The organism is Psychrobium sp. nBUS_13, from assembly GCF_051201665.1.
Lineage (GTDB): Bacteria > Pseudomonadota > Gammaproteobacteria > Enterobacterales > Psychrobiaceae > Psychrobium.
Window position 1 is genome coordinate 3,907,050 of record NZ_CP179210.1, and the last position, 16,544, is coordinate 3,923,593.

Annotated in this window: 14 protein-coding genes and 1 pseudogene; 11 read left to right on the forward strand and 4 right to left on the reverse strand. The window is 40.3% G+C overall.

Annotated elements, in window-relative coordinates; genetic code table 11:
• Positions 1-27 precede the first annotated feature (27 nt).
• From ACMAZF_RS18135 to ACMAZF_RS18145, 3 genes are all read left to right on the forward strand, one after another.
• Positions 28-2,439 carry a class I adenylate cyclase gene (locus ACMAZF_RS18135; protein ID WP_435275123.1) on the forward strand — a complete coding sequence of 804 codons (2,412 nt, stop codon included), beginning with the start codon at positions 28-30 and terminating at the stop codon, positions 2,437-2,439.
• A 97-nt stretch (positions 2,440-2,536) separates the two neighbouring features.
• Positions 2,537-3,628 carry a multicopper oxidase domain-containing protein gene (locus ACMAZF_RS18140; RefSeq protein ID WP_435275124.1) on the forward strand — a complete coding sequence of 364 codons (1,092 nt, stop codon included), beginning with the start codon at positions 2,537-2,539 and terminating at the stop codon, positions 3,626-3,628.
• A 14-nt stretch (positions 3,629-3,642) separates the two neighbouring features.
• Positions 3,643-3,816, forward strand: coding sequence for a hypothetical protein (locus ACMAZF_RS18145; RefSeq protein ID WP_435275125.1), 174 nt, complete (start codon positions 3,643-3,645; stop codon positions 3,814-3,816).
• A gap of 691 nt (positions 3,817-4,507) precedes the next feature.
• Here the strand turns inward: ACMAZF_RS18145 and ACMAZF_RS18150 are convergent.
• Both ACMAZF_RS18150 and cyaY read right to left on the reverse strand, forming a co-directional pair.
• Positions 4,508-5,170, reverse strand: coding sequence for an alpha/beta hydrolase (locus ACMAZF_RS18150; protein WP_435275126.1), 663 nt, complete (start codon positions 5,168-5,170; stop codon positions 4,508-4,510).
• On the reverse strand, positions 5,170-5,493 hold the full coding sequence (gene cyaY / locus ACMAZF_RS18155) for an iron donor protein CyaY (RefSeq protein WP_435275127.1): 324 nt from the start codon (positions 5,491-5,493) through the stop codon (positions 5,170-5,172). Before cyaY ends, ACMAZF_RS18150 begins: the two co-directional genes overlap by 1 nt.
• Before the next feature lie 77 nt (positions 5,494-5,570).
• On the opposite strand from cyaY, the gene lptM reads away from it, so the two are divergent.
• From lptM to ACMAZF_RS18185, 6 genes are all read left to right on the forward strand, one after another.
• On the forward strand, positions 5,571-5,705 hold the full coding sequence (gene lptM / locus ACMAZF_RS18160) for an LPS translocon maturation chaperone LptM (RefSeq protein WP_435275128.1): 135 nt from the start codon (positions 5,571-5,573) through the stop codon (positions 5,703-5,705).
• A gap of 2 nt (positions 5,706-5,707) precedes the next feature.
• Positions 5,708-6,958, forward strand: coding sequence for a diaminopimelate decarboxylase (lysA, locus tag ACMAZF_RS18165; protein ID WP_435275129.1), 1,251 nt, complete (start codon positions 5,708-5,710; stop codon positions 6,956-6,958).
• 74 nt (positions 6,959-7,032) lie between these two features.
• Complete coding sequence (gene dapF, locus ACMAZF_RS18170; protein ID WP_435275130.1) at positions 7,033-7,863, forward strand: diaminopimelate epimerase; 831 nt, start codon at positions 7,033-7,035, stop codon at positions 7,861-7,863.
• Positions 7,860-8,531, forward strand: coding sequence for a DUF484 family protein (locus ACMAZF_RS18175; RefSeq protein ID WP_435275131.1), 672 nt, complete (start codon positions 7,860-7,862; stop codon positions 8,529-8,531). The genes dapF and ACMAZF_RS18175 overlap by 4 nt, the downstream gene beginning before the upstream one ends.
• Positions 8,532-8,534: 3 nt before the next feature.
• Positions 8,535-9,425 carry a tyrosine recombinase XerC gene (gene xerC / locus ACMAZF_RS18180; protein WP_435275132.1) on the forward strand — a complete coding sequence of 297 codons (891 nt, stop codon included), beginning with the start codon at positions 8,535-8,537 and terminating at the stop codon, positions 9,423-9,425.
• A 14-nt stretch (positions 9,426-9,439) separates the two neighbouring features.
• The gene (locus tag ACMAZF_RS18185; RefSeq protein ID WP_435275133.1) at positions 9,440-10,171 is read left to right on the forward strand and encodes an HAD-IA family hydrolase; all 732 of its coding nucleotides are present in this window, start codon (positions 9,440-9,442) and stop codon (positions 10,169-10,171) included.
• 50 nt (positions 10,172-10,221) lie between these two features.
• Here the strand turns inward: ACMAZF_RS18185 and ACMAZF_RS18190 are convergent, their stop codons facing one another.
• Positions 10,222-12,162 (reverse strand): alpha/beta hydrolase family protein, encoded by a 1,941-nt coding sequence (locus ACMAZF_RS18190; RefSeq protein WP_435275134.1) that lies wholly within the window; start codon positions 12,160-12,162, stop codon positions 10,222-10,224.
• A 322-nt stretch (positions 12,163-12,484) separates the two neighbouring features.
• Here ACMAZF_RS18190 and ACMAZF_RS18195 point away from each other — a divergent pair.
• Positions 12,485-13,273: pseudogene (locus tag ACMAZF_RS18195) on the forward strand (IS3 family transposase); the annotation flags it as partial.
• A gap of 240 nt (positions 13,274-13,513) precedes the next feature.
• Positions 13,514-15,691: a DNA helicase II gene (gene uvrD, locus ACMAZF_RS18200; protein WP_435275135.1), complete on the forward strand. Its 2,178-nt coding sequence runs from the start codon at positions 13,514-13,516 to the stop codon at positions 15,689-15,691.
• Between the two features lie 48 nt (positions 15,692-15,739).
• Here uvrD and ACMAZF_RS18205 read toward each other — a convergent pair whose 3' ends face one another.
• A complete protein-coding gene (locus ACMAZF_RS18205) occupies positions 15,740-16,495 on the reverse strand; it encodes an EAL domain-containing protein (protein WP_435275136.1) in 756 nt (251 codons plus the stop codon).
• Positions 16,496-16,544 lie beyond the last annotated feature (49 nt).

Consider the following 16,544-nt stretch of genomic DNA (forward strand, 5'->3'; position numbering starts at 1 on the left):
TGACTCAGGAAAATTGAGATTATAAACATGATTGATCATTACCAACTTCGTAACGATTTTGCAGCAACTTGCTCGCAACGTACGAGCCATATCAATCAAATTTTCCAACAACTCTCGCCCGAGAACAGCCAACTCGCTTACTTATTACCGCTACTTATTAATGAAAACATCCCAGGGTTACCAGGTTTTGTAGAGCATTTCAGCGGCGCAACAATTGCTGACTTTCAGCTATCGACTCATGCACAGCAGCTAGTTCAAGCACTATTTAATATAGAAATCACCGCTGCAACCAAAGACACACCGACACTTTATCGCGGTCTATATACTATCGGTAGTCTTGGAAGCTTAGGACAAAGTATCAAGTCTGATTGGGATGTTTGGTTGTGTATCAAGGACGATATAGTCCCTGAGATACGCGATAAAATCCGACAGAAATGTCAGCGTATTGAAGCTTGGTCTAATCAAATAGGCGTTGAATTACACTTATTTTTAGTCACTGAAAATCAATTCGAGAAAGGCGTAAAATCTGGATTTGATAAAGAGTCTAGTGGTAGTGCTCAACATTGGTTATTACTCGATGAATTCTATCGCTCAGCAATCACATTAGCAGGTCAACCTATTCAATGGCACCTGACATCAGAAAACCAACATCTTAGCGCTATCGATTTAGGCCAACCAAGTCATATACCGGCGCAAGAGTATTTCGGCGCTATGATGTGGCAATTATATAAAGGGATTGATTCGCCAGAAAAGTCACTACTTAAAGCCTTACTGTTAGAATCATATTTTAGTGACTTCCCTAATACACAGTTGCTGTCAGTACAGTGGCAAGAGTTAATGCTCAGTGGGCAGTTTACCGATCATTATCTCCTACTTTTGCAGCGTATTAGCGACCATTTAACACGACTTAACGATCACAAACGCCTTAAGTTAGTCCGTGAATGTTTCTACCTAAAATGCGCTCCAGCGTTAAGTTACATCAAACAAGGAACAGTATTAAATTATCAACAACGTCAGCTAAAAGCGCTGGTCGAGCAGTGGCAGTTCAGCAGTGAACAAATTCGTCACCTTGATCGGCAGGCTCGATGGAGCCCAGTGGATAGTCAGCAACATCATCAAGCGCTAGTCGCAGCATTACTCGAAAGTTATCGTTTAATGAAAGATCTCGCGAAATCTCATCACGTTGATGAAGCGATGTATCCGCAAGAACTCACTATTTTAAGTCGTAAGCTCTATTCTGCTTATCAGGGCTCAAGCACTAAGATTAGCCGTTTAACGTCGCTAAAATCTGTTAAACATACCAACAATAATTTTTATTTACGCCGCGGCATTGACGATAATAAACGTCGAATATGGTTATTGCTGAGCCAACCACCAGTGTTTGGTAAAGACTACATTATTCATAAAGATACCCACATTATTAAACTATTAACCTGGGCTGCAATGAATCAATTAATCAGCCCTACAACGCAGATTAAATTGCCTAGTGATAATGCAAAATATCGTCACAAGGTAAACCGCGCACTCCATCATCTCACCCAACAGTTCACTGGTGAGACGCAAGCGACCAAAAATGCATTGGTGCAATCGAGTCAAATTGAACAGGTATCGATCATTATTAATATGCTTGACGATGCGACCATCGACTTTGATGGTCAAACCCAGATGATGGATTGGCTAATGAGTAACGTATTTTCAATTGGCCGAGAAAAGCGCAGTTTGATTTCGAGCATTGATTTGGTCTATCGCAATAGCTGGAATGAACATCATGCCATGGTGTTCAACGGTAACACCGCGATTCTTGAATTATTAAGCCATCTATTTACCTTGATTAGATCGAGCAACGACACTCCAGAGATTTCAATTCTAAGTGTGGCCAAAAACCATCAAATTCTATTGCGAGACCACGTCAGCTTTTTATTGGATGAGTGTTTCGAAATACTTAAAAAGTCCAGTAAAAAAGGCATTCAAGTCAAATCAATAGTCGTTGCAGGCAAATTATACGGCTTGTTTTTTCATCGTGAAAACGTCGAATACAAGGCGATCAGTAATGCTGTTGAGTTGTATCAAACATTAAGTAAAAACGCCCTTACCCAAGTACCAAGTAAACAACCAACCACCAGCAAAGTTAAACGACTCATCTACGAACACGCTAGTATGGGCTACGTGCAATTTTTCTTAGAGCAACGAAAGCAAGGTATCAAAGTTTATATTCTTGATGAAAACAATCATCTCTCCAGCTATTGGCAAGACGAACATAACGAATTGGAGCTATTGCGTGAGATATACCGTTTTTACACCTTTACAAAAGAGCAGAAGAACAAAAGCCAAGAAAAACTTGGAATTAGCTTCAACTTACCGCAATTTAATCGCATTAAGCTGCAAAATAGCGTCATTATCATTGAGCCGTTTGATCGCCAAGCCGAAGAGCTGTTTTAGTAATATTTGATTTAACGCAAACAGCTTACAAACAATAGCTATTTTCATTCGCATTACTGGTATATTATGACACTTTTAATGCACTTCTCGATGGTCTATGAATAAACTAATCCAAATGATTGCGGTCCTTTTCGCAATAACAATATGCCTTTGTGTGAATGCAACAGAGCGAAAATATTACGTCGCCGCAGACGAAGTTGAATGGGATTATGCCCCTAAGCATTTTAATCTAATGATGAATATGCCGCTAAAAGATTCACAAAAAGTATTTGTTGAAAGCTCCAACAATACTATCGGTGGTAAATACAAGAAAGCTATTTACCGTGAATACACTGACGCGACGTTTACCACGTTGAAAAAGCGCCCAGCCCATGAAGAGCATCTTGGATTATTAGGTCCACTATTTCGCGCAGAAGTTGGCGACACCATCAAAGTTGTCTTTAAAAACAACGGCTCACTTCCTTACACCATCCATCCACATGGCGTGTTTTATACCAAGGCCAATGAAGGTGCACCAACTAACGATGGTACGAGCAAAGCTCAAAAAGGTGACGATCGTGTAATGCCAGGTACAACATATACTTATAACTGGAAGGTGCCAGAAACAGCCGGACCGGGTCCTGCTGATAACAGCTCTATTGTTTGGGTGTATCACTCGCATGTGCAAAGTATTCAAGATTCAAATTCCGGCTTAGTTGGCGCAATTATCGTCACAGCTAAAGGCATGGCTAACCCCGACGGTACGCCAAAAGATGTTGACCGTGAATTCGTAAACCTATACACAGTAATGGATGAAAACGAGAGCCACTTCTTAGACGACAACATCAAAAACTATATTGGCAAAGACGTTGACAGCGAAGATGAGGAGTTCGTAGAAGGCAATCTAATGCACATGATCAACGGCTACTTATTCGCTAATTTACCCGGCTTAAACATGGTTGATGGCGACAAAGTACGCTGGCATTTAATCGCGTTAGGTACAGAAGTCGATTTACATACGCCACACTGGCATGGACACACAGGTCTTATTAATGGCCGTCGTACCGACGTTGTAGAATTGCTGCCAGCATCGATGAAGACATTAGATATGACGGTAAATAATCCGGGTACTTGGATGTATCATTGCCACGTCAATGATCACATCTCAGCAGGTATGACATCGCTGTATCATGTAGCGCCGAAAAAGTAGTATACCCAAACTACATGAAGATGCTCGATTTCATTGGTAACGGGTATAGTGGTGTGGTACAAATGCCACATAACGAAGCAGCTAAAGCCTATTCAACACCGTTAATTTCCAACCTTGATATCGGCAGTTACAAAATAGAGTTGTCTGATACCAATTGCATTAAATATTTGCCCACTTGTACTTGTTAAAATTAACTAAAATGGCGTTGCTCTCAATCCTAATAGCCAGCTATTAGTCAATCGAGCGCCTTGTTTTAGCTGATTTTCTCTACGCACAACAAGATCACTTACTTAATGCAATTGGTATGACTTTTTTAACATGAGTTATTTGAAAAATAACCACAGTTACAGCGGCGAAGGCGGCACTAAAGGACCAGTGAATAAAGTGGATTTATTGGGTTTACGAGTGATGCCGGTAATTGAGTAATGATTGAGGTTTGTGAATCTTATGATGTGCTTATTTGCTTGTTTATCACAATCAACTAATACAATGGCACATCAGTTACTTTTCTTTGCTTCGCCAAAGAAAAGTAACCAAAAGAGAAAATCATCAGGAATGATTTTAGACAGCGTTAGCTGGTTCGAAGAACAAATAACAAGGATGTTATTTTCAAAGGCGACCCGAAAATTTATTTCCGATCTTAAATGATAAATTGCCTATTCAATACCGTATTTAATCCGCATCTCGGCAACTGCTCCTGCGTTGCTCTACCTCCTGCATCCATGCAATCGCCTGCGGAAAATACTAAAAAATCGTCCTGATTTTTTCATTGGTCAATTTCTAATTTAAGGCAATAAATAACGGGACCTTCCACGCTTCATAACTATCTATACTTCTTGAGAAAAAAGCATCGCCAAACTTCAACTTTAAGAGTAAAAACTAAGCTAATCTCTCAGTCAACCAACGACCTAAATCGCTAAGCTGCTCAATACACACACTGTGTTCCATTGGATATTGTGACCAAGTCACATCAAAGTTTGCCGCAGATAAACGTTGTGCAGCATCTTTACCTGCTGCAAATGGCACTACAGAGTCTTGTTCGCCATGAGCGTTGAAAATTGGCGTATCATGGTTAACGCCTTGCGCGCCCTCAAATGGCAAATCATTCGTCGCTAAATAACAAGATAACGCCACTACGCCTGCTAACTTGTGCTTCAAACGCAATGCTGTATATAAAGAAAGTACGCCACCTTGTGAGAAACCAGTTAACACAATACGATCGCTACTAATGCCATTGGCAATTTGCTCTTCGATTAACTCAATAATAAGTTGCTCGCTTTGCTCAAGCGTTGGAATATCAGCGCGACCATCCAAATCCATGGTTTTGATGTCGTACCATGAACGCATCACAAAACCATTATTGATAGTCACTGGCTGCTCAGGTGCATTAGGGAAAATAAATTTAATGCGGTGATCAGCATTTAATCTTAGCGCTGGCACAGCTTCACTAAAACCAGCACCTGAATCACCTAAGCCATGAAGCCAAATAACAACGGCATCGGCTTCACCTTGTGGATTTTTTACAATAGCATCAATCGACATTAGGCAATTCCATTTAAATCAATGGCAACACCTGATTGGCGCTTAATACTATCGCTAATTAAATGCATTAATTCAGCACCCATGCGGTTATCAATCCATTTTCCGTCAGTTAATTCAAAGTGATGACCATCGAATTTAGTTGCCACCCAAATTTGATGTAATGGTTCTTGACGATTAATAATGATCTGACTTTTATCACTAAAAACTAATTTTAAAACACCGGCTGAGGTTTCATAATCAAAATCAACCATGGCGTCATCTAATACTTCTTCAATAGCCATTAATAAGTCATCGACTATTTGGTGAAACTGACTGTCGTTCATATCATCCTCTAAAGCTTGCTTTTGTTATCGTTAATGCGATTATATGGGCAATTGAAATAATTAGCACTGAGAAAACCATGTCAAAATACGTTATTGGCGCCTTATTACTGGCTTCACTTGCCGGCTGTGGTCAAAAAGGCCCTCTTTACGAAGAAAAAGCACCGACTACCAATCAACCAGCAGCCAGTGAAACAACAATTAAAGAGCAGTAAATATGGATTACTTTAACGTTATAGATCAGCAATTGTTTGCTGAAAAATCACCTGTTCAGCAACTAGCACAACAACACGGAACACCGCTTTATATTTATTCCCGCGCTACTATTGAGCGCCATTGGCGCGCTTTTGATGAAGCCGCAGGTGCTCAAAAGCATTTAATTTGTTATGCCGTTAAAGCCAATTCAAACCTCGCTATCCTAAATATTATGGCTAAGATGGGCTCGGGATTCGATATTGTTTCAAAAGGCGAGCTTGCTCGAGTGTTAGAGGCTGGCGGCGACCCACAAAAAGTGGTGTTTTCTGGCGTAGGTAAATCTGAAGACGAAATTCGTTATGCCCTTAACATTGGTATTTATTGTTTTAATGTTGAGTCAGTACCAGAATTAGAACGTATAAGTTATATTGCCGCCGACATGAATAAAGTAGCGCCTATTTCTATTCGTGTGAATCCAGATGTCGATGCAGGTACTCACCCTTATATCTCTACAGGACTGAAAGAAAACAAGTTTGGCATTGGTATGGAACAAGCGCTACCTGCTTACCAATTTGCCGAAAATTCACCGTCTCTTGCAGTCAAAGGTATTGATTGCCATATTGGTTCACAACTCACCGATTTAGCGCCATTCACAGATGCTTTAAAACGCGTGCTTAAGTTAGTTGATGAATTAGCAGAACATGACATCACAGTTAGTCATATCGATGTTGGTGGCGGTCTTGGTGTTACTTATCAAGATGAACAACCACCAGCCCCTAGAGAATATGCCGCAGCACTTGCACAAGGGTTAAAAGGTCGTGAACATCTAACCATAATCTTTGAGCCTGGCCGCGCCATCATGGCAAACGCTGGTATTTTAGTGTCTAAAGTTGAATACTTAAAAGAAACGCCCGATAAGAATTTTGCAATTATTGATGCCGCAATGAATGACTTAATCAGGCCAGCGTTATATAGTGCATGGCAAGAGATCATTCCCGTTATACAAAACAACGCCGCCAGTAAAAACTACGATGTGGTGGGCCCTATTTGCGAAACTGGCGACTTTTTAGGTAAATCACGTGATTTATCTGTAAATGCTGGCGATTATGTTGCGGTGAGATCCAGTGGTGCATATGGTTTTACTATGGCATCCAATTATAATTCTCGTGTAAAAGCCGCAGAAGTTATGGTCGACAACGATCGCGCCATTCAAATTCGCCAACGCGAAACTTTAAGTGACTTATGGCGAGGCGAAGCTAAATCAATCGACTGATAACTTATCATCCCAGCGAATAGTTCAGTGTTCACTGGAGAGTTATCCTCGATTGCATAAATATAAGAAGCAATATGCTATTAAACTTTTCAAAAATGCACGGTTTGGGCAACGACTTTGTGATGGTCGACGCTGTTTCAAACAATGTATTTCTTAGCAAAGATCAAATCATTAAATTGGCAGATCGCCATACAGGCATTGGCTTTGACCAATTGCTAATGGTTGAATCTCCTTATGATCCTGATCTCGACTTCCATTACCGTATTTTCAATAGCGATGGCAGTGAGGTCGAAAATTGTGGCAACGGCGCGCGCTGTTTCGCTAAATTCGTGCGCATGAAAGGTCTTAGCAATCGCTATCGTTTAGGGGTGAGCTGCAAGGGTGGAAAACTTCAGTTAAAGCATGAGCGCAACGGACAAATTACCGTTTCAATGGGCGTGCCTCAATTTAATCCAGCTAAAGTTCCTTTTGAAGCAAACAAACAGGAAGCGACCTACATTTTGCGTACCGATGATCAAACCGCATTTTGTGGAGTTGTATCCATGGGTAACCCACATTGTGTACTGACTGTTGATGATATTAACGAAGCACCAGTGGAAACATTAGGCCCGCAATTATCGCATCACGAACGCTTTCCTGAACAAACCAATGTTGGCTTTATGCAGATAGTTTCTCGCAAGCATATAAAATTACGTGTTTATGAGCGCGGTGTTGGTGAAACTAGAGCCTGTGGCACAGGCGCCTGTGCAGCAGTCGCAATAGGTAAGGCTCAAGGATTACTCGATGACAATGTTACTGTCGATTTACCTGGCGGTACTCTTAAGATTTTTTGGCGTGGTGACCGTAGTCAATTGAAAATGACTGGTCCTGCAACCCACGTCTACGATGGACAAATTCGACTATGAACCAAATAGACGATTTAGCACAATTACTGGATGATAGTCTTGTTGAAGAATATTTGCGAGAAAACCCTGATTTTTTAGCGAAACGACCGCACTTACTTAACCAACTTGATGTTACGCAACAAGAACACGGTACAGTATCACTAGTTCAGCGCCAACAGCGCATCATGCGTGAAAAAATCGTCACGTTAGAAGACGAAATCACCTCGTTAATGGCCATTGCTAGTCAAAATCAGCGCCTTTATCAAAAATTCGCAGGACTATTTTTCGAGCTTTTGAACTGTGCAGATCTTCATGCCATCAACAACACGCTAAACCAGCATTTCATTAATGAGCTTGAATTAAGCCATGTCTCATTTAAATTATTTAAGAACCAATCACCTGAATCACTTTATATTAATCGCAGTGAATTAGATAACCTACTCGTCCAGCGTTTAGGTCGTGGTTATCATTACTTTGGTCGGATTAATCAGCAAGAGCAACAGCTGCTGTTTAATCATCCTGAACCGGGTTCTGTAGCACTGATTGCGCTAGGCTCCGACGGTGCATTAGGATTGCTAGCAATAAGCAGTGACGATCCAAATCACTTTCATCCTGAAATGGACAATTTGCTGTTAATGCAATTAACTCGATTGATCGCCAGTATTGTAAAACGCTTACTCACAGAGTGACCCATGCAAAAGCCGTTACAACAATTTTTAGATTATCTAACAAGCGAACGGCAACTGTCGCCACACACACTTGTAAACTATCGACGAACTATTAATGAGTTAATCGAACATTTAGACGACCAAATTCATCAATGGCATCAATTGAATGGCAATCATTTAAAAGCATGGATTGCCAAATTAAGACAACGGGGATTATCATCAAGATCAATTGCCGCTAAGCTGTCAGCTATTCGCAGTTTTTGCCAATTTTTATTAAACAGAGAAATCATTAATCAAGATCCTTGTATTGGAATTAGCGCCCCCAAACAGGCTAAACCACTTCCCAAGAACATCAACGTAGATGAAGTAAACCAATTATTAAATGTCGAAGATGGCAGTCCACTTGCAATAAGAGATAGAGCCATCATGGAGCTGTTTTACTCCAGTGGATTACGTCTTGCGGAGTTAGTGAACCTTAACTTACATGACATCAGTTATCCTGAACAACTTGTCACTGTTACCGGTAAAGGTAACAAGCAGCGCGTGGTGCCTGTCACCACACTAGCAATCACCTGGCTGAAAAAGTGGCTAGCTGTTCGGGGAGAATTCGCAAATAGCGATGAACTTGCACTGTTTGTTAGTAAACAACGTCAACGTATCTCTCATCGCAGCGTACAAGTCCGTATAAAAAAGTGGGCCAGTGAACAACACGTTAATTCGCATATCCACCCTCACAAATTACGCCATTCTTTTGCCACGCATATGTTAGAAGGCAGTGGCGATTTACGCGCAGTGCAAGAAATGCTCGGACATAATGATTTATCAACAACCCAGATTTATACCCAATTAGATTTTGGCCACTTAGCGTCCGTTTATGACGAGGCCCACCCTCGCGCAAAAGCCAAAAAGAAATAAGGTGTCACAAGACCATGCAGTTTTACAAAAGTTATATTCGCCCTAAAGCCATCGGTTTTGATTTAGACGATACACTCTACGACAATAGACCTGTGTTAATAAACGCAGAAAAGAAACTACATCAATTTCTGCTGCAAGAGTTTCCAAAAACACAACAATTAACCATTAGCGATTGGACAGATATCAGATTAGCAGTAACGCGATTACAACCTACTTTACAACAAGATATCACCCTAGCTCGCCAAGCATCGTTAAAACAAGGACTGCTAAATAGCGGTTATACTCAGCAACAAGCTAATGATGGTATGATGAGAGCTATGGAAGTGTTCTTAGCGTCAAGAAACAACATCACACTATCATCATCAGTTCACGACACACTAGCACTATTGAAGAAACACTTCCGTTTATTTGTTATCACCAATGGCAATGCAGATATTAAAAGGTTCGGGATTGACCATTACTTTGAGTTCGCACTACAGCCATCACAAGAGATCTCACCAGCGATTGCTATGAAGCCAGCCAGTGACATGTTTATTGAAGCTGAAAAGCGATTAGCGTTATCAGGAAATGACATTCTCTATATTGGTGACCATCCAACTTCAGACATCAAAGGCAGCGGAGAAATGGACTGGCAGAATGGTTGGTTCAATGCGCATCAGCGTCCTCTTATCCATTATAAAAAACCTCAGCAGCTTCCCACGTTTGAATATAACGATATTTTACAACTGACAAACTTGACGCAATAAAAAGGCCCTAATCATTCGATTAAGGCCTTTAAGCAACTTTTATCTATCTGTTACTTTAAATGTTCGTCGATAAACTCAATCATTAAGCCCATCGCTTTTTTACGGTTTACCGCATCATTAAGATAATGAGTGCCGTATTTGAACAACTCTAATTCCACTTCTTTATCAGCTTTCTTCAACGCATCATACATATTTTGCGATTGTAGGTAACCAACTTGTTGATCAACTTTACCGTGAATAAGTAATACAGGTGCTTCAAATTTATCTGCAAAGTATTGCGGAGAGATAGATTTTAAACTCTTACCATCAACATTTACAATGTTATCGACATAAGCTTTACCATTTTTACGCTCCCAATGTGTTAACTGAGCATCCATATCACCAACACCAGCAATACTGACGATACACTTAAATTGTTTAGGAGTTTGATAACCAGCAGCTAGTGCCGCGTATCCGCCGTAACTAGCACCAGCAATACAAGAATTATTGGTATCTGCCAACTTATTCTCTTTAACCCAGTTAACTGCATCAATGAGGTCAGTTTGCATTTCTTTACCCCATTTCTCATAGCCAGCTGACTCAAACGCATTTCCAAAACCGCCAGAACCACGATAGTTCACTTGTAAAACAGCATAACCGCGACTAGCAAAAAGTTGCACAAATGGGTCGAAATATTGCTTGTCTCGTACACCGTATGGTCCGCCATGCGGGTGAACAACTAACGGAGGATTTTTCACACCATTTGGCAATGTAATGTAACCATTTAGCTTCATTCCATCACGAGCTTCAAAATCAAATGGCATAACAGGTGCTAATTGATGTTTTGCAAGTACAGGATAAGTGCCATACCACGGAACAAGCTTAGGATTCTTCTTATCAAATAAGAAAAATCTTGGAGGACTAGTATCACTTACTGAAGAAATAATATAACGTTGTTTATTACTATCCCAATCTGTTAAGTATGCTTCTAACCCATTCTTCTTAAAGCCATTTGCAACCATGGTGTTTAACGATTGATATTCTTCATCAAAGTAAATACGCTCAGAAAAGTGATTAGTATAACGAATACCAACTACTTTGCGCTCATCACCTTCATATTCAGTGATAGCACCATCGATATCAAGCTCTCCAGGCGCTTCGCCCATTAAAGTATATTCACCTGAATCAATGTTATAACGCCACAATGCCTTTTTATCTAATTTATGATCACTAACAACAATCATGGAATTAGTTTCTGGTTCATATTGGACAGGATCAAACGTAGCGCCTTTAAATGCTTCCATTTCTTTTACTTTAACCCACTCAGATTGCTCATTCTTACGTGTATAAATATAGTTAATATCCGTGTGACGTTTTTCATCAGTACCAATCGCCATCAAGATTTCGCCAGTTCTATTTACATACCAGCCAATTATTTTTTTACCGTTTGGAATGTGCTTTTTAAACGTGCCATCACGAACATCAACTTTAAAAACTGATGAATAATAACCATCTCTTTTATCATTGATAGTCATTAATACATGATTGGGCTCTTTTCTTAAAACACTTAAAAGTCTTGGCTTACTTGCATAACGTTCCCAAGCGCTTTGATCGTTTGAGGTTCGTTTCTTAACTTCAAAAACATCACTGCCGTCGATTTTAGCAGAATAAATGTGCGAGCTTCTTCGATGAGTCTTTCCAAGACGCAGGGGTTGACTCACTACCGCTAAAATACGCTCATTATTAGCCCATACAATATTATCAATACGATATTTTTCACCACCTAGGGCTAAAATCGTATTCAACTGAGATTTATCATCAAACGGAATAATCGACACTTTAGTATTGTCGTTTTGATTGGTAATTACCGCAATATTCTTACCATCAGGTGAAATGGTAGGTTGTTGAACTAATGGCATTTGATTGAATGCCGATACAGGTATTTCTTTAGCTGCAAACACCGCATTACTAACTGCCGCCATTATTATTATTAGACTTATTTGCTTAAACATCAGCGTATTCCTTATAAAAATTCGCACATAAACTACTAAATAAACATGTTAAAGGCAAGTTAAATTGTTACAGTAATAAACAATATTGATTATCATTAATGTAACTGCTACTTTAATTGTCAAATTAGTGACTCAAAAAACAACAATAAAAACATCGAGTATAAAAATGGATTTTGATGACAAAATAACTATCACAGCATTAGTTCATTTCGCTCTGTTGACTTCAGCAATTTTCCCCTAACCCGACAGCAAGCCAAAAGATAGTTTGCAAATCGCAATGGGCAACAATTTTTTCATAATAGACTTAAAACTAATAGAGACATATTACGTCTGGTTAAAAAGGCCTGGTGAATTAATTAGCGCTCAAACATTAAGGCTGTATCGACGAGCTAAGGCTTTATTCAAAGCGAGTCGCAATAGCCTAGGTAGTCGAGAGCTTGCTAAAGCGCTACGTAAAGAAGGCTTTGAAATAACCCGTTATCGTACGATTAAACTGATGGCACGGCTTAAACTTGTTGTCACTCAGCGTATCGCCTACAAGGTGACCACTAAGCGAAAACATAGTGATGCTGTAGCAGATAACTTATTAAATATGAACTTTAATCCAGTAGCACCAAATCAAGTGTGGGCTGGTGATGTGAGTTACTTAAAAACTGGTGCAGGTTGGCTATATTTAGCGATTGTCATGGACTTGTATTCGCGGCGTATCGTTGGCTGGTACATATCAAAACGTATGACTCGTGACTTAGTCGAAAAGGCTTTGATAAAAGCTCATAACTTGCGTAAGCCACCAAAAGGCGTGGTGTTCCATAGCGATCGAGGCTCTCAATATACGAGCGCTGGCTTTAGGAACTTACTGGATCGTCTTGGGTGTCGAGCTAGTATGGGGGATGTTGGAGCGTGCTGGGATAATGCCGTTGTCGAGCGGTTCTTTGGTAGTTTAAAACACGATTGGTTGTTTAAGGTGCCGCAGCCAACCCGTAAACATATGCGAGACGATGTTGCTAGGTACATGAAATATTATAATGTTGAGCGACTGCATTCAGCTAATGCTGATCAGTCGCCCAATGAATTTGAACATTCCTTTAGGAAAGTGTCCGGTTGGACTTGACCAGAACACCTCGCTGTTGTCTATTCAACCGTTATAACTTACTATGGAAATTAATTTAAGTAATCCACTAGATGTGTAATTTACAATTAGCAATTCCACGTCAATCCAAACATCATAATATTTTCAAATCATGAAACGCTATTTACGTTGTTCTCTGCCAGGTTCAGCATTCCATAGGTGTATTTACATACAGTATTTGATATAGTGTCGCTCATTAATATTGACGATGAATGATAGCTTATGGACGTTTCTCTTTTACTTGATGGTTTGAATGAACACCAACGTGATGCTGTAGCAGCTAAAGCGGGTAAACAGTTAGTACTTGCTGGCGCTGGTAGTGGTAAAACACGAGTGCTTGTTCATCGTATTGCGTGGCTAATGAAAGTCGAGCAACATTCAAGTTTCTCTATTTTGGCCGTAACCTTTACCAACAAAGCCGCTAAAGAAATGCGCTATCGTGTTGAAAGCTTACTCGGTGATCAACTCGGAAAAATGTGGATAGGTACTTTCCACGGCATCGCCCATCGCCTGTTGCGTATGCATTACACCGAAGCAAAATTACCGCAGAACTTCCAAGTAATCGATTCAGACGACCAGTTTAAAATGATAAAGCGTTTATTGAAATCGCTTAATCTTGATGAAAAAACCTATCCGCCACGCCAAGTTCAATCTTACATCAATAGTCATAAAGACGAAGGACTACGTCCTAAGCACATCGATACCTATGGCGATCCCTATGAGCAAACGTTGCAACAGTTATATCAAAGCTATCAAGAAGCTTGTGACCGTGCAGGTCTTGTGGACTTTGCTGAGTTGCTATTACGCGCCCACGAACTATGGATTCATAACCCTCAAGTGTTAGAGCACTACCAACGACGCTTTAGCAACATCCTTGTGGATGAATTCCAAGATACTAATAACATCCAATATGCATGGGTTAAGATGTTAGCAAGTGCTAACAACAACTTGATGATTGTTGGCGATGACGACCAATCTATTTATGGTTGGCGTGGTGCAAAGGTTGAAAACTTACAACGTTTCTTAAATGATTTCCCACAAGCGCAAACGATAAAATTAGAACAAAACTATCGTTCGACTCATAACATTCTTGAAGCCGCTAACGCCGTTATCAGCCATAACCAAGAACGTTTAGGTAAAAAACTGTGGACCGAAGGCGATAAAGGCGAACAAATTTCTCTCTACGCCGCCTTTAACGAAATTGATGAAGCACGCTTTATTAGCAATAAAATCAACGAATGGCATGAGCAAGGCGGTAATCTTGAAGAAGTAGCGATTTTATATCGTAGCAATGCTCAGTCTCGAATCATTGAAGAAGCCTTGTTATCACAACGACTACCTTACCGAATTTATGGCGGCCTGCGTTTCTATGATCGGTTAGAGATTAAAGACACCATGGGCTATTTGCGCCTTATCGCCAATCGCGATGATGACGCCGCCTTTGAACGTGTGGTTAACACTCCAACCCGCGGTATTGGCGCCACAACGTTAGAAAAACTGCGTCATAATGCACGTCAGCAAGGTATGACGTTATGGCAAACTAGTAAATTGTTAATCCGCGAAAAAATTCTCACCGGTCGTGCCGCTAATGCCATCAATGGTTTTATCGAGCTGGTTAATCAAATGGAAGATGAAAGCTGTGATATGTCACTGCGCTCAATGACCGATTTTGTGATTAATCACAGTGGTTTAAAAACCATGTATTTGGCAGAGAAAGGCGACCGCGCGCAAGATCGCGTTGACAACTTAGATCAACTACTTACTGCGATGAACGACTTTGTCATGCCTGAAGATGCAGAACTAGAAGACATGACACCACTCAATGCTTTCTTGTCACACGCAGCATTAGAAGCGGGTGAATCACAAGCTGACGAATATGAAGATGCAGTGCAATTAATGACAATGCACAGCGCGAAGGGTCTTGAATTCCCACTCGTTTTCATTGCGGGTGTAGAAGAAGGCATGTTCCCAAGTCAACGGACCATGGAAGAGCCAGACAAATTAGAAGAAGAACGCCGTCTCGCCTATGTAGGCATCACTCGTGCGATGAAGAAGCTCTATATTAGTTACGCTGAATCACGCCGCTTATATGGCCAAGAAAAATTTCACAAACCGTCGCGCTTTCTACGTGAAATCCCATCTGATTTAATCGATGAAATTCGCTTAACCACCAGCATTTCACAGCCAACAACGGCAACAAACCGTGTTACTAAGGCAGCGCAAACCTTTAACCAAACAGGTTTAGCATTAGGTCAACGTGTTAATCATACGAAATTTGGTGATGGCATTATCGTGAATTACGAAGGCAGTGATGCACAAGCCCGTGTTGAAGTAAGCTTTGACGATGGTAATTCACGCTGGTTAATGGTGGCTTACGCTAGATTAGAAGTGCTTGGTTAACTTATCGATGAAAAGGCTAGCAACATCAGCTAGCCTTTGATTTTCCCTTTAAGAACGTACCTTTATAAACTTATCTTTAAACAAGAATCCCTGCACATAAGTCACGCCAAGTGAACGTGCGAATTCTAGATCATCGAATGTTTCGATACCTTCTAGGATCACCGCCTTTTCAGCTTCTTTTGCATAACCAATCAACGCATTCACCAATAACAAAAACGAATGGTTTTCTTTATTTTGAACCACCAAGCGATCTAACTTAATGTAATCAACTCGCTCAAGTACCATGGTTGAAAGCATAGAATGCTCATTACAAACATCATCAAGTGCTGTCTTAATTTGATGATTACCCATGCTCTTAATCATTTGCAAACTCATCTTGGCATCATTGATTTCAGAATTTTCAATGATTTCAACGACTAGCTCACCTGTAAATTGTTTGAATAACGTGACATAAGTATTATCTGAATCAGCGTCAATACCTTGTTGACCTTGGAAATATGAATCCTGATCTAAATTAATAAATAATCGCTTACCTGATGGCGCATTGACTAATTGCAATTTCTTTTGCGCTAACTCGACTTGATGCAAAGTAAGTGGACTATCATGCAACGCTGCAAATACAAGATCGGGTCTTATTGGTTGCTGAGCATCATCAAAAAACCGAGATAACGCTTCATAAGCGAAGATCGCTTGATTATCGAGTGCAATAATTGGTTGATATTCAACACCAAACGCCTGTTTTTCGATAATTGAAAGAAGAAGATCACTAGATAACAAAGAATTACTAATAGAAGAATGAGACACGAAAATCATCCATGCGAGAAATAAGAACTTTCATTTTGAATGATAACTA